General features: G+C 42.8%; 16 protein-coding genes. 10 read left to right on the forward strand and 6 right to left on the reverse strand.

Annotated features, from left to right (window positions below; genetic code table 11):
* Positions 1–3 precede the first annotated feature (3 nt).
* Together LLF92_03985 and LLF92_03990 are read left to right on the forward strand one after the other, a co-directional pair.
* Positions 4–564 carry a phosphopantothenoylcysteine decarboxylase gene (locus LLF92_03985; protein ID MCE5340272.1) on the forward strand — a complete coding sequence of 187 codons (561 nt, stop codon included), beginning with the start codon at positions 4–6 and terminating at the stop codon, positions 562–564.
* Positions 565–1,218 carry a phosphopantothenoylcysteine decarboxylase gene (locus LLF92_03990; GenBank protein ID MCE5340273.1) on the forward strand — a complete coding sequence of 218 codons (654 nt, stop codon included), beginning with the start codon at positions 565–567 and terminating at the stop codon, positions 1,216–1,218.
* Between the two features lie 60 nt (positions 1,219–1,278).
* Here the strand turns inward: LLF92_03990 and LLF92_03995 are convergent, their stop codons facing one another.
* The 6 genes from LLF92_03995 to LLF92_04020 form a co-directional block, all read right to left on the reverse strand.
* Positions 1,279–2,370 carry a hypothetical protein gene (locus LLF92_03995; GenBank protein MCE5340274.1) on the reverse strand — a complete coding sequence of 364 codons (1,092 nt, stop codon included), beginning with the start codon at positions 2,368–2,370 and terminating at the stop codon, positions 1,279–1,281.
* Between the two features lie 196 nt (positions 2,371–2,566).
* The gene (locus tag LLF92_04000) at positions 2,567–3,022 is read right to left on the reverse strand and encodes a DUF3795 domain-containing protein (GenBank protein MCE5340275.1); all 456 of its coding nucleotides are present in this window, start codon (positions 3,020–3,022) and stop codon (positions 2,567–2,569) included.
* Positions 3,023–3,045: 23 nt separating this feature from the next.
* The gene (gene pyrE, locus LLF92_04005) at positions 3,046–3,570 is read right to left on the reverse strand and encodes an orotate phosphoribosyltransferase (GenBank protein MCE5340276.1); all 525 of its coding nucleotides are present in this window, start codon (positions 3,568–3,570) and stop codon (positions 3,046–3,048) included.
* A gap of 4 nt (positions 3,571–3,574) precedes the next feature.
* On the reverse strand, positions 3,575–5,008 hold the full coding sequence (gene purB, locus LLF92_04010) for an adenylosuccinate lyase (GenBank protein ID MCE5340277.1): 1,434 nt from the start codon (positions 5,006–5,008) through the stop codon (positions 3,575–3,577).
* A gap of 129 nt (positions 5,009–5,137) precedes the next feature.
* Complete coding sequence (locus LLF92_04015; GenBank protein ID MCE5340278.1) at positions 5,138–6,766, reverse strand: putative DNA binding domain-containing protein; 1,629 nt, start codon at positions 6,764–6,766, stop codon at positions 5,138–5,140.
* Entirely contained in the window at positions 6,767–7,732 is a 966-nt protein-coding gene (locus LLF92_04020) for an aldo/keto reductase (protein ID MCE5340279.1), read from the reverse strand.
* A 78-nt stretch (positions 7,733–7,810) separates the two neighbouring features.
* Between LLF92_04020 and LLF92_04025 the strand changes: the two genes are divergently transcribed.
* From LLF92_04025 to folE, 8 genes are all read left to right on the forward strand, one after another.
* Positions 7,811–8,551, forward strand: a complete 741-nt coding sequence (locus LLF92_04025; GenBank protein ID MCE5340280.1) for a DUF1638 domain-containing protein — start codon at positions 7,811–7,813, stop codon at positions 8,549–8,551.
* Positions 8,552–8,640: 89 nt separating this feature from the next.
* Positions 8,641–9,702: a peptide chain release factor 2 gene (prfB, locus tag LLF92_04030; protein ID MCE5340281.1), complete on the forward strand. Its 1,062-nt coding sequence runs from the start codon at positions 8,641–8,643 to the stop codon at positions 9,700–9,702.
* 86 nt (positions 9,703–9,788) lie between these two features.
* The gene (locus tag LLF92_04035) at positions 9,789–10,328 is read left to right on the forward strand and encodes a DUF502 domain-containing protein (GenBank protein MCE5340282.1); all 540 of its coding nucleotides are present in this window, start codon (positions 9,789–9,791) and stop codon (positions 10,326–10,328) included.
* A 214-nt stretch (positions 10,329–10,542) separates the two neighbouring features.
* The gene (locus LLF92_04040) at positions 10,543–11,307 is read left to right on the forward strand and encodes a TIGR04255 family protein (protein ID MCE5340283.1); all 765 of its coding nucleotides are present in this window, start codon (positions 10,543–10,545) and stop codon (positions 11,305–11,307) included.
* The gene (locus tag LLF92_04045; protein ID MCE5340284.1) at positions 11,307–11,783 is read left to right on the forward strand and encodes a hypothetical protein; all 477 of its coding nucleotides are present in this window, start codon (positions 11,307–11,309) and stop codon (positions 11,781–11,783) included. Before LLF92_04040 ends, LLF92_04045 begins: the two co-directional genes overlap by 1 nt.
* A gap of 3 nt (positions 11,784–11,786) precedes the next feature.
* The gene (locus tag LLF92_04050) at positions 11,787–12,173 is read left to right on the forward strand and encodes a hypothetical protein (GenBank protein ID MCE5340285.1); all 387 of its coding nucleotides are present in this window, start codon (positions 11,787–11,789) and stop codon (positions 12,171–12,173) included.
* Positions 12,174–12,394: 221 nt separating this feature from the next.
* The gene (locus LLF92_04055) at positions 12,395–13,915 is read left to right on the forward strand and encodes a leucyl aminopeptidase (protein MCE5340286.1); all 1,521 of its coding nucleotides are present in this window, start codon (positions 12,395–12,397) and stop codon (positions 13,913–13,915) included.
* Between the two features lie 14 nt (positions 13,916–13,929).
* Positions 13,930–14,502, forward strand: coding sequence for a GTP cyclohydrolase I FolE (gene folE / locus LLF92_04060; GenBank protein ID MCE5340287.1), 573 nt, complete (start codon positions 13,930–13,932; stop codon positions 14,500–14,502).

Below are 14,502 nucleotides of genomic sequence, written 5' to 3' on the forward strand. Positions count from 1 at the left end.
TGAATGGCAAACGAATCGACGATTAATGGATTGAAAATTTTGCTCGGCGTAAGCGGCGGGGTCGCTGTGTATAAAGCAGTTGACCTGGCCAGCAAACTGACCGCAGCCGGCGCTGTTGTCGATACCGTTATGACCGACAGCGCGTGCAAATTCGTTTTGCCAAAAAGTTTTGAGGCTGTAACGGGCAGACCGGTTTATACCAGTATGTGGGAAAACCCGCAGGAATTGGAAATCAGTCATATCAGCCTTGCTGACAGTTGTCAGTTTGTTATCGTTGCGCCAGCCACGGCGAACATCATCGGCAAAATGGCAAACGGCATTTGCGATGATTTGTTGAGTACGACGCTTTGCGCCTGCTGGCAGAAGAAAATTCTGTTTGCGCCGGCGATGAACGAAAAAATGTGGACGAATCCTGCTGTGCAGAAAAATGTCGAAACGCTGAAAAAAATGGGCGCTGAAATAATCGGGCCGGAAAAAGGAAGATTAGCCTGCAAAACCGTCGGCATCGGAAGAATGACAGAGCCGGCGGATATAATAAAACATCTCGAACAAATTGCGAAATAAATGAAATCAAAGCGATTGCATTTCTTAATTACAGCAGGGGGGACGAGAGAATATATCGACCCTGTTCGCTTCATCACTAACGCAAGCAGCGGTAAAATGGGCTGTGCTTTAGCGAGTGCTGCGTTAAAGGTCGGGCATCGAGTAACACTCATAACGACTGTAAAAGATTTAAAATTTAAAATTGAAAATTTAAAATTGTACGAAGTTGAAACGGCCGAGGATATGTTTAAGGCTGTAAAAAAGCATTTCCTAAAATGTGATTGTCTGATTATGGCCGCGGCGGTTTCGGATTACACGCCGGCGAAAAAATCCAAAATAAAAATCAAAAAATCCAAACAAGATTTAATAATAAAGTTAAAACCAACCACCGACATTTTAAAATGGGCGGGAAAGAACAAGAAGAAAAATCAGTGCGTTGTCGGCTTTGCGCTTGAGGATAGAAATTTACGCAAAAACGCAGAGAAGAAACTGCAAAGCAAAAACCTCGATATGATTATCGCCAATGAACCTTCGGCAATCGGCAGCGAGAAATCAACTGTTCAAATCAAACGCAAAAACAGCGATTGGCAAATATTACCAAAGGCGGATAAATCTTTTCTGGCTAAAAGGATTATTAATCTTCTAAACAAACAAAACAAAATTGCTAATCGATGATGTTTTGAATAATGATGAAAGAAAAAGCTATCTTCACGGTAGTACAATAAAGAATTTCTTTTAATATCTTTTCCTTATAGCCATTGCACCGAATGTTAAAAGAAAAATCGTCGCAGGTTCTGGTATTATTGCAATCCATGCTTCCGGACTGCTGCCGTTATATCCATAACCCACAATAGTTTTACCATCAGCGGATATTCCTGTTGCCGCCGTTAAAGTCCATTGTTGTATTCCGTTCCAAGCGGTCAGGTCTGCTCCCAAACTTATAAGTAAATCTTTCAAATTCTGCATACCGCCAGACTCTGTCCAATAAAAAGCACCTGCTGAATTGGTACCAACCACGACTGAACCATCTGCGGAAACCGCAGTGGCATAGCCTCCGCCTATATTTATCATGCCGTCTCCAGCGGTGTAGATGAATGCTTCCTGTCCCAAAGCAGAATAGCCATATCCTACTATAACAGAATTATCTGCAGAAACCGCGTTGGCACGGCTTTCGAATTTTCCACCTTCAAAATCACCCAAACCAACCATACCTGTAGCTGATGTCCAGCGAAACGCCTCGTTACCGGAAGCTGATGTACTTTCGCCGACCACTATCGTTCCATCCGCTGAAACTCCACGTGCCCAACTCGAATCAGTGCCTCCGGGCAAATAGCCGAGTCCGACCATTCCACCTGTTGATGTCCAGTGGAAGGCTTCTGTGAAAAGCGGGCTATAGCCATAGCTCACGCCAACCACAACTGAACCATCGGCTGAAACTCCCCAGGCACTGCTTTTAGTTGCCTCTGGCAAGAGGCCAATATCTGTGTTGCTGCTTGATGTCCAGCGATATGCTTGTACTTGTCCTGACCATGTACGTAATTCACCAACAACTACAGAGCCGTCACCTGAAATTGCCTTGCCAAAGCTATATGAATTTGCAGTAGTGTTGAGATTTTGTATTCCTCCTTCGGCTGTCCACTGAAAGGCGTCATAATAATTAGTGGAACCACTCTCTCCGGCAACTTTTGAACCACCGGCTGAAACTCCATATGCTTTGCTTTCATATGTGCCACCCGGTAAATCGCCTAATCCATGTAAGCTTGCTGCAGAAAACGCCAAATGCGTAAATGCCAATAGGAAAACTATAATAATTGACTTGTGTTTCATCTCTTTCTCTCTTTCCTTTAATTAGGCGGTATTATATCAAACAAATCAAAATTGTCAATAGAAAAAAAGACAGTTACAAATTGGTGATATAATTTAATCTTTTAGCTAAAGATAACCGCGTGGGCTTCCATCTTCGCTAAAGCTACGACGGACAAGAAAGCCCACCCTACAGATCTGCAAAAAAATTATCAAGTGCCTAATCTGCAGGAATACAAAAATCCATATAACATGCTCCTGCTTCGCATCGTTTTTCCTGTTCTTCTATCCATTTCAGCAACCCTATTTCCTTTTGCCTTTTTACGTCCGCAATAAGATTTGGATATTTTTTGGTAAGTCTGTCAAAATGTTCACATGGAAACTGCTCGCAATCAGCACAGACTTTTAACTTTTTTTCTTCTATACATTTTCTTATTGGGCACTTGGGGTTGCCGCAACCGCCTCTACAGCCAGGGCAAGTCTCGTTAAGTTTGCTGAAAAAATTCAATGCTTTGCAAAAAACTTTAAACTCAGGCACTTCTTCATGGCCAAAAATCTCCCATCCGCTTTTTTTGAGGGTCTGCTGTAATGCCGAGGCTTGTGCAGGTATTCGAGCTATCTCTGCACAAAGTTTGCAATACAGCCCGCAATATGTAACATATTTCAAATTATCCATTGCACACCTTTAACAAAAAATTTTTAGTCTTTAATTCCTAAATCTTCTTTGGTTAAGATGCTCTCGAATTTATAGCCGGCAGTTGTAATGTTTTCGGATGCGCCTTGTTTGCGATCAATCACGGCGACAATCTTCTTAACTTTTGCTCCCGCTTCTGTGATTATTTTTGCCGCTTCAAGAACCTGGCCGCCGGTGGTTGCGATATCCTCAACGAGCAAAACGACATCGTCAGCTTTCAAAACGCCTTCGACCATTTTGCTTGTGCCGTAATCTTTTTTGCTGTTGCGGACGATAATCCATTTTTTGCCGGTCTGCATTGCTGTCGCTGCGGCAAGTGCAACTCCGCCGAGTTCTGCGCCTGCGATTAGCGTAACATCGCTCGTTGCGTGTTTTGCGAATTCTTCGCCGAGAGCTTTCAAAATATCCGGCTGCGTCTCGAATAGATATTTATCCATATAATATTTGCTTTTTTTACCACTTCTTAATGTAAAATCGCCTTCGAGATACGATGTTTCTTTTACGCGCTTTGTCAGTTCCTGTTTTGTCATTGTTTTAAACTTTCAATTCTGTTTTTTTGTTAATTTTGCCGCGATATTTTCTTATCGCAGGTTTGACTGCTTCATTTATAAAATCAACTACCTGTTCTGGCGCTCTTCCGACATAATCTTTCGCGTTCAGCACTTTATTGAAATCGACTTTCGCAAAAGCGGTGTCGCCTTTGAGTCTTTCAATCAAATCGTTTGCTTTTCCAAATTCTTTAACCTGCTGTGCGGCTGCCTGTGAATGCACTCTGATTTTTTCGTGGAGCATTTGGCGATTTCCGCCTGCTTTTACCGCTGCCATCAAAATATTTTCCGTCGCCATAAAGGGCAGTTCGGAATTGATTCTTGCCGCGATGACTTTCGGATAAACCACAAGGCCGCTGGTAACGTTAATCAAAATCTCAAGTATTCCATCTGCCGCGAGGAACGCTTCCGGCAATACAACTCTTCTGTTTGCAGAATCGTCAAGCGTTCTTTCGAGCCATTGCTCGGCTGCGGTCATTTGCGGACTGCTCGACAGACTAATCAATAATCGTGAAAGTGCCGTTACACGTTCACAACGCATTGGATTGCGTTTATACGCCATTGCGCTGGAGCCGATTTGCGATTTTTCAAACGGCTCTTCGATTTCCTTTAAATTTGCCAGCAGGCGGATATCATTGCACATTTTGTGTGCGGATTGTGCGATGCCTGCGATTGTATTGATAATAAGCGAATCAATTTTTCGTGAATATGTCTGGCCGGTAACGGGGCAGAGTTTGTCAAAATCAAATGCCTTTGCGACCATTTTGTCTAACTGTTTTACTTTTTTGTGATTGCCTGCGAACAGTTCGAGGAACGATGCCTGTGTTCCGGTTGTTCCTTTAACGCCTCTGAAAGGAATATTCACGATTCTATATTCTATTTCCGCCAGGTCGCTGACGAAATCGTTGCACCAAAGTGTCGCGCGTTTGCCGACAGTTGTTAATTGTGCTGGCTGAAAATGCGTGAAGCCAAGTGTTGGCATTTTGCGGTATTGCTTTGCGAATCCGCTTAATGCGTCAATCAGGCTTGCGAGTTTGGCAGCGATAATCTGCATTGCGTTTCGCATAATAATCAAATCAGCATTGTCGCCGACGTAACAGCTTGTCGCGCCGAGGTGAATAATCGGAGCGGCTTTGGGTGCAGCTTCGCCGAATGTGTGGATGTGTGCCATTACATCGTGGCGGAATTTCTTTTCGAATTCTGCGGCCTTGTCGAAATTAATATCGTCAAGGTGCTGCGACATCTGGCTGATTTGAGCGGAGGAGATTTTCAAGCCGAGTTTTTTTTCAGCCTTTGCCAGTTCCAGCCAGAGTTTTCGCCAGGTCGAAAATTTTGTTTGATTCCCAAACAATTCCGCCATTTCCTTTGAGGCGTTGCGTTCCACTAACGGCGAGTTGTAAATGTTTTGATTTTTAACCATATCTTATCCTGAATATAATATTTATATTACATACTACAAGTAGTAATAGTCTAATTGTAAACTTCTTGTTGTCAAGCAGTTATAAAATACAATAATGCGCAAATAATAACGATATGCGATATAAGTACATTATATTTTGGCTCCATAAACCCATTTTCCTGAATTTGTAGCTCCTTGAGGATGAATGCGGTTATCGTTTTTTAATTCCTGAAGCATTCGTTGTATTTGGTACTTGGAACACGATGGTAACACGTCCTGCAGTTCCTGAAGTTTGCAGCCGTCAGTGCCGTTGCTTTTAATATGTTTTACAAGTAATTCTTTCTTTTCATTTCGGTCAAGTCCTCGTTTGCGTGTGTATATTCCTTCTTTGCCGAGGAAAGTGTAGAAACGACGAGACAATAAATACTTTGTGCCCCGACCTCTGCCTACGACTTCAACTATACCATGCTCAACAAGAGAATGTAATATTGGCAGCATAGTTGGAGTAATTTCTTTATTGCCATTAATGGCATTAAGTGTCAGCAGTTCATTTGTGCCGAAAGATATGGATTTTTCCTGTCCGACTTTTTCAAGGAATTTTAAAAAGTTGACGTCCTGTATTTCTCCGTTTAGCACCAGCGAAACCTGATATTCATCGGTATCTGAAAAGTCAGGGAGCGGTTTGCTTTGTTTGATACTTTCTACGAACATTCGGTCTGCGCCTTGACCTGCACGTTCGATGAAGCCGCATTTGGCAAGTGTTTCTGCGATTCTGCGATTGCGGGGGAACTGACGATTCAAAATGTTTTCTGCTGTAATGCCCGTAGGGAAGCCGCCCGAACTTACTATTTCAATCTTTCTTGGAAACTGGCGAATAAAAATAGACCCCGCATTCCTATAGTCTCTATGGCTGACAGCGTTTAATATTGCTTCTCGAACAGAACCCTCACTGAAAGTGGGAATGTCCTGCATAAACAAACCATCCTGATAGTGTTGAATGTCATTGCGAAGATTTATTAACTCCCAAAGCCTGTTATAGCAAAGCAGAAATCCTTCTCTGAATTCTTCTCTTTGATTAGCTGGGCCGGCGATATTGTTGGAACGATATTCAAATACTATTTCACTTTGTGCGAGATATTTACCAAGTGCCTGCCGAGTTCCCATAAGAATTAAAGCTGCGTAAGTAATACCGTTGTTGACGCGAAGCTCTGCATCATCAAGAATTTGTTCGTGTGTCCAATCTGACAACGCCTGGTTCCTGGATTTTTTTTGCCACCTTTTGCGAAATTCCTCAATGGCGTCAGGCGAGAGGTCGTTAATGGTTGTGTTTGGACAAATTTCTGCTGAAAAGTCATTGCCGCTTTCATCAAAAATTCGTTTCAGCATATCAGGAGTCATTGCCACAAGAGCATCATTGCGACGCATCCAGTATGCTCCTTTGTACTGTATTGGTGTACCTATCGGTCTTGATGGAATATCAAAAATAACAACGCGGCAGTTATTGTATGTGATTTCTTCAGCATATATTCTGATTGGAAGACGTTCCATTAAGCCAGCTTTCGTTCTTCCTAAATCACCGAAAGCATTACTGCCAACAACGTGTCGCGGTTTTTTGTCAGTAACACCAAGTATTATTTTGCCGCCGTGTTCATTGGCCAGAGCGACACAATAATTTACAAGTTCCTCAAAATGAAAATTTTCTTTTGCCTCCTTGAATTCAAGATGCTCATCTTCTTTGGAATTCAACAAGACTTCAAATTGTTCAGTAGAAATAGTCATTTATTTCAAAGTACTTTGTCTTATTTTTATAATTTCTTCGATTTCTTCTATTTCATCTTTTGTCAGTATTATATCAGCCGCGGGGGCGGTATCGGTAATTTGGCCTTTGCGTCTTGCGCCGGCAATCGCGGCGGTAACTTCCGAATTCCTTATTACCCACGCTGTCGCTAACTGTGCCATTGTAATCTTCTTGTGCTTTGCGATTTGTGTTAAAGCATCAATCGCTTTCAAATTTATTTCAAGCTGCGGCGATTTATAATTCTGGTCTTTATGCCGAACGTCATCAGCGGGCAGGGCGGAGATTTTTTCAGCGGTGAATTTGCCGCTTAACATTCCCTTTTGCAGCGGACTATAAACTATCACGCCAATATTATGTTTTTTGCAGAACGGCAGAATATCCGTTTCAATATCCCGGCGAAACATACTATATGGCGGCTGGAGCGAGACAAGCGGATGAATTTTCATTACCTTTTCCATCTGTTCGATGGTGAAATTCGACACGCCGAGGAAGCGTACTTTGCCGGCCTTGACACATCTTGCCATCGCGTCATAACCTTCTTCTATATCTTTCTCCGGCTGATTCCAGTGCATCTGGTAAAGGTCGATAACGTCAACGTTCAATCTTTTCAATGACGCATCGCATTCGGCCAGAATACTTTTTGCCTTGAGGCATGGAATTCTTTCATTTTTTTCATCCCACGTCAAACCGCACTTTGTGGCGATAATCGGCTTAATGGAAGTTTTTTTGAGTGCCTTGGCTATAACTTCCTCGCTGTGTCCGTGGCCGTAAATTGCTGCCGTGTCGAGCCAATTCACCCCCGCTTCCAGCGACTCAAGAATCGCTTCTATCGAATCGTTGTCATCCTGTTTGCCCCAGCCGTAAAGCCACGGGCCTCCGATTGCCCATGTGCCCAGGCCGACCTTTGTGATTTCCAGGTCTGAATTGCCAAGTTTCGATTTTCTCATTTTTTTGTTACCCTTTAAAGAACATTAGTTTATCATATCTGTATTAAGTAGAAAAGCGTTTTTTAAAGGTGTGATTAAGTGGAAAATAACAAGAAAGTTTGTGTAATCGCGTGCAAGATTATAAAGCCGGATTTAGAACGGGCAGCGAAAAAACTCGGCCTTGATGTCGATTTTGAGTTTCTGCATTTCGGGCTGCATAATACTCCGACTAAACTCGGCAGCGAAGTTCAGGTTGTAATAAATAAAATTTCCGCAAGCGGCAAGTACAGCCGAATTGTTCTGGGTTACGGTATTTGCGGCAAGGGAACAAATGATATCAAAGCTGTTGAGGTGCCGATGGCAATTCCGCAGGCTCACGATTGCATTACGTTTTTCCTCGGTTCAAGGGAGGCATACAAAGAGCAGTTTGAAAAATGTCCCGGCACATACTATTTTACCAAAGGCTGGTTCGACGAGAATCCTAATTATGAAACGACTCTGCGAATCGGGCTGAATGTCGAAACGCCGGGCAAAACGTACACCGAAGATGAATTGAAAATCTTGGAAGAGTTTCTCGCGGGCTGGCAGAAAAATTATAGCAGGGCGGTTTTTGTAAGAGATTCGCTCGATGCTGACGATGATAGTTACAGGCAAATCGCTAAAAGAATGGCGGTGGGTTACGGCTGGAATTATGAGGAAATGGTCGGCAGCGGTGAATTGTTCGAGAAAATGCTGGTCGCGGAAAAAAGCGATGATGATATTCTCGTGATTGAGCCGGGGCAGAGTATTGTTTTCAGTGAAATCAATGGGAAACTTGAAATAATAAAAGGTAATTGCTAAAAATGCCAATTTTGGTATAAATAATATTATGGAAACAATAGAAATTAAAACATCGGTAGCAAACCTAAGGGCTCGGATAACAAAAATCCGTGACTGGCTTTGACATCCCTACAAAATTAGCGGAACGGCAAAAACTCGAACAGCAAATGTCTCAACCCGGCTTTTGGGATAATCAGGACACCGCAAAATCAGTCGTCTCAAAGGTAAGCGTCTTAAAGCCATTTATAGACCCTGTTCTTGATGCGGAGAAAAAAATCACCGATGTTTCTGAATTGCTTGAGATTGCTCTTGAGGAAAACGACCAGCAGATTTTGGCCGATATTGAAAAAGACCTCGGCCCGCTTGAAAGAAAATGTGCGCAAATCGAGCTTACCGGTCTGTTAAGCGGCCCCGATGATACGAAGAATTGCTTTTTCAGTATTCACGCAGGTGCAGGCGGAACTGAAAGCTGCGATTGGGTAAGTATGCTTCTGCGAATGTACACGAGATATTTTCAGTTGAGTGGATTGAATTACGAAGAGCTTGATATATTGCCAGGCGAAGAAGCGGGACTGCGTTCAATAACTCTCAAAGTGAATGGTCCGTTCGCGTTCGGAAAACTTTCCTGCGAATCGGGCGTTCATCGATTGGTACGTATCAGCCCGTTTGATTCAAACAAACGCAGACATACGAGTTTTGCCGCTGTTGACGTTTTGCCGGAATACGATGACGATATTGATATCGAAATCGACGAAAAGGATTTACGACTGGATTTTTATCGCGCAGGTGGCGCAGGCGGCCAGCACGTTAATAAAACAAGCTCGGCTGTTCGCATTACGCATTTCCCAAGCGGAATTGTAACGCAATGTCAGAATGACCGCAGTCAGCATCGCAACAAGGCCGAAGCGATGAAAATGCTCAAGGGCAAATTATATATGCTCGAGCAGCAGAAACGCGATGCCGAACTTGCCAAACTCTACGGCAACAAAGGCGAAATCGCATGGGGCAACCAGATTCGCAGCTATGTGCTTCAACCCTATCAGTTGATTAAAGACCACCGCACGGATTTTCAGACCGGAAATATTCAACCGGTGCTTGATGGCGAAATCGAAGGCTTTATAGATAGTTACCTGCAATATCGTGCAGAGAAAAAACATAAACAAAGTAAATAAATTGTGAAGTGTATCTCGTGAAGCGTATCTCGGTTTTTTTCGCTTCACGCTTCACGAAATACGAGATACAAAATTAGGGAGCGAATATGAAACGATTAATAGGATATTTTCTTAAAGGGCTTTTGGTTTTTGTGCCGGCGGCCATAACGGTTTTGATTGTTGTTTTTGTAATAAAAAAAATCGACAGCTTTTTGAATATTCCAATTCCGGGGCTTGGCTTGGTTGCCGCGATAGCGTTAATTACGCTGATTGGTTTTCTGGCGTCTAATTATCTGGGCGGCAAATTGTTTGTTCTGATAGATAAACTTTTCGCTAAGCTGCCGGTCGTTAAAATGCTCTATTCGTCGATTCGCGATTTAATCAGCGCGTTTGCCGGCGAACGGAAAAGTTTCGATAAGCCGGTAATTGTCGAGATTACAGTCGGCGGGCCGAAAGCGGTCGGCTTTATTACGCAGCAGGATTTGGAATTTCTGGCTCTGCCGGGCAATGTCGCGGTTTATTTTCCGCAGTCGTACAATTTTGCCGGCTCGGTTTTGATTTTTCCAGCCGAAAGAGTTACACCTCTGAATATCGACAGCTCAAAAGCGATGGCGTTTGTCGTTTCCGGCGGCGTTTCAGGAAAATAAAAGCAAAGCAATCTCGTTTGTCATTCCTGTAAGACTTATAAATTGCGAAACTGCTTTAAAGCGAACAATTTGAGGTATATTACGTATTGTACAGCGGAATGGTTGTTATTTTGTTTGTTGACAATGTATAATTTTCCATATAAACTGTGCGCATGGATGAGTCGGTCTCTGGTGGTTAAAATTATGGAATTTTTTAATTGAGAATAATATAGTAATGGCATCTATAAATTTTAATGAAGCGTTCCCGCATTTGTCCAAAGCTCCCATTGTTGAAGCTGTTATTGCTATTAGCTTTGCTCCCGATGTAGCTTGGAACGAAGCCAATTTACAGAGAGAATTAAAACAGCGTCTCCCAGATTTCCCCAAAGTTGAGTCTTTACATGCTGCCAGATATCAGTTGGATGTAGGTAAGCAAACTAATTCCAAAGTGGAAAATTTTGGATGTGTCGGTTTCAAAGTATGTTCGATTGACGGATTGCATATTGCTCAATTTAATAAAGACGCTTTCGTTTTTAGTCGTTTGAATCCTTACCAAGATTGGGAACAGCTTAGTGGTGAAGCATTTCGGCTGTTGAGTGTTTACAATGAATTGATAAAACCTAAGAAAGTTATGAGAATTGGTTTACGTTTCATAAATCGCATAACCATAAAGCAAGAAAAGGTTGAACTCGCGGATTATTACAAATATCCACCAGAATCATTAAAAGAATTGGATTGGGCACTCACCGGATATCTTCATCACGATTTGATGCAAGTTTCTGGAACAGCATATAGCGTGAATTTAATTAAAACCGTTCAGAATAATGTTCCTGGGGAAATAGGTTTGATATTGGATATAGATGTTTTTATGCAGAATATGCAGGATTCATTTGTATATAATGAACGAAATGTAAAAGAGTGTTTGGAAGAAATGCGATGGGTAAAAAACAAGATTTTTTTCGGTAGTCTAACAGACAAAACCATACAGGAGCTTAAATAATGACCTCTATTACGATGCCATTGTCTATTTCTGGCTATGCGGCGAGTCCAACCGGCGATTTTATTGATAAGGGAATAAAAAAGATTCGAGATATGTTGCAGAAATCGAACGCATTGGGAATTCCTGCAAGAGTTTTTCAGCAATTAGGGAATGTTTTTGAAGAATGTTCTTCTGATGGTTGGGATGGCGAGCAAGCAAAACCAATTTCTGGAGAGGTTGTGCGTTATGCTGAAAGATTTCTGAATTCATTACCTTTTGGTATGGAAGCTCCAGAAGTTGGTGCTGAACCAGATGGTGCCATAACTTTGGAATGGTATCGATCTCCGAGTAAAGTTGTATCTATTAGTATTGATGATAGCGGTTGGCTGTATTTTGCTGCTATAATAGGCAATCGAAAAAGACATGGGGCAGATTTTGCGTTGTTAGGAATTTCAGACGATTTGCTTGGTTTGATTTCACAAGTTGCCAAGGGATAAGAAGTGGACTTTGTTGCTAACGATGAGCTTTTGGCAAGATATATTCTTCATTCGAATCGTGTTAGAGCCGATCGAACCGTTAAGCCGGATGCTTTTATACCGCCAGATAATTTAGAACTTTCAGTGACTCGTCATATAAATTTTACCGAAGATGACATCTGGAATGCAGGAAAAGAAGTTGCCAGGTGTAGCAGTCGCCGATTATATGGTCGGGCTGATGTAAAAACAGAACATTTAAAGAATAACAATCTTGATGTGAAACCTCATCCAATCGAAAACAATCCCAATCATGCTAATATCATTGGTTGGCCACTTGAGAAAAATGCTAGAAAAATGATTGCTTTGGAAATAGCAAATGCTGCCCGTTTCATTGCTACCCCTGAAGTATAAATTTAGTAAGTAATAAAGTTCTAATGTTGTCCAGCTAATGACCACAATTTTTCGGTTTTATATTTGGTTTTTGCTGTTATTTCCCCACTTGCCAAAACCTCTTTTTCCGCTTATAGTTATGTTAAATTTAATCCGTGAAATTTGCGGAATCTGTGATTAAAATATAGTTATAAATGTTTTCTTTGTGACTTAATGCCTTTGTGGCTAATTTAGGAGTAAAAATGGCAAAGCAAATTATAAAGATTGATGTCAAGGCCGCCAAAGCGGATGTAACGAAAATTAAAGTCGATTGTCTGGCTCTCGGCGTTTACAGCGATGATAAGAACAGCGATATTCTCAATACGCTCGACAAGAAACTTGGCGGGGCGATTGCGAATGTAAAAAAAATAGGCGATTTCAAAGCCAAGGCAAACAGCAGTATATTCATCTATACACAGGGCAAAATCGCGGCTGAAAGAATCCTGCTGGTCGGGTTTGGCGAAAAGAAAAAAGCGACGATGGATATTTTCCGCAGAGCATCAGCCAAAGCCGCTTACGAGGCGGTCGGCATAAGCGCGAAGTCTCTTGCGATTGCGATGCATTATGATGAGCCGAAAACAGATTATGAAAAATTAGGGCAGATTGTCGCCGAGGGTGTTCACTTCGGCGCATACAGATATGATGAATTTCTGACGAACGGCGAAAACGGCAGAGCGGAAAAATTTTCAGCCCGTGTAATTTCTGATAATCAAGTTGTTGTGAAAAAATTACAGGCCGGTATCGAAGTCGGCCAGTTAATCGGCGGCGCGCAGAATTATTCGAGGACATTGTGCAATCGTCCTGCGAATTATGTTTATCCGCAGCAGCTTGCCAGTGAGGCAAAGAAAATGGCTTCTTCGGTTGGTTTGGGCTGTACGATTATCGACGACAAAAAAATGGCGAAAATCGGAATGAACGCTATTTTAGCGGTCGGCAAAGGCTCTATCAATAAGCCGAGAATGATAATTCTCAAACACACTGCCAAAGGCAGAGCCAGAAATTCTGCTCCGATTGCTATTGTCGGCAAGGCGATTACTTTCGACACCGGCGGTATTAGTTTGAAGCCGGGCGCCGATATGCACGAGATGAAAATGGATATGACCGGCGGCGCAGCGGTGCTGATGACAATGCAAATTATCGCGAAACTGAAACTGCCGCTCAACGTTTATGGAATTATCTGTGCAGCGGAAAACAGGCCGGATGCTGCCAGCTATTTGCCAGGCGATATTATCACGACATACAGCGGAAAGACAATCGAAGTGCTGAACACCGACGCAGAAGGCAGGGTTGTTTTGAGCGACGGTCTTGAACAGGCACGCAGATTAGGATGCAAAACCGCGGTGGATTTGGCGACATTAACCGGCGCCTGCGTTGTAGCGCTTGGCAAATCCAGAGCGGGCCTTTTCAGCAATGACGACAAACTTACCGAAAGACTCAAAGCCGCCGCTGCCGATACGGACGAGCCGTTGTGGCAGATGCCTTATGGTCAGGAATACATCGACGAGATTAAAGGCAAAATCGCAGACTTGAAAAATATCGGAAGCAGATGGGGCGGCGCTTGCAATGGCGCAGCCTTCATCGGCGAATTCGCGAAAGACATTGCATGGGCGCATTTGGACATTGCGGGCAAGACGGATATTTGCGATTCTATGAAAAGTTATACGCAGCCCGGCTCAATCGGATTCGGCGTAAGACTGCTGACCAGTTTCCTTATGAATTATTAAAGGTATTAAAAAAAATGGCAAAGAAAAAAATAAATACCGCGCGAATTGAAAAAGCTGTTAAGGATATTCTTCTTGCTGTCGGTGAAAATGTGAATCGCGAAGGTATAAAGCAGACACCAAAACGTGTCGCCGCGATGTACACGGAATTGCTTGCGGGAGAATCTGAAAATCCAAAGCAATTTATAAAGAGCGTCTTCAATGAAAAATGCGATGAGATAGTTTTGCTGCGTGATATTCCATTTTACAGTATTTGCGAACATCATTTAATGCCGTTCATCGGCAAGGCTCACGTCGCGTATCTGCCGAGCGATTGTGTTCTGGGCGTTAGCAAACTGGCGAGGATCGTGGATTGTTTCGCACGCAGGCTTCAGGTTCAGGAAAGACTGACGGCGCAGATTGCCGATTTTCTGACCGAGAATTTGAATCCGCAGGGCGTTGCGGTTGTGATTGAGGCTTCGCATTCGTGTATGACGATTCGCGGAATTAAAAAGCCCGGCTCGGTTATGGTTACAAGCGCTCTTCGCGGAATATTCAAAAAAGACCCGCGCAGCAGAGCTGAAGTTTTGAGCCTTATGCATAACGCTTAA

It is taken from the genome of Planctomycetaceae bacterium, from assembly GCA_021371795.1.
Classification (GTDB): domain Bacteria; phylum Planctomycetota; class Phycisphaerae; order Sedimentisphaerales; family UBA12454; genus UBA12454.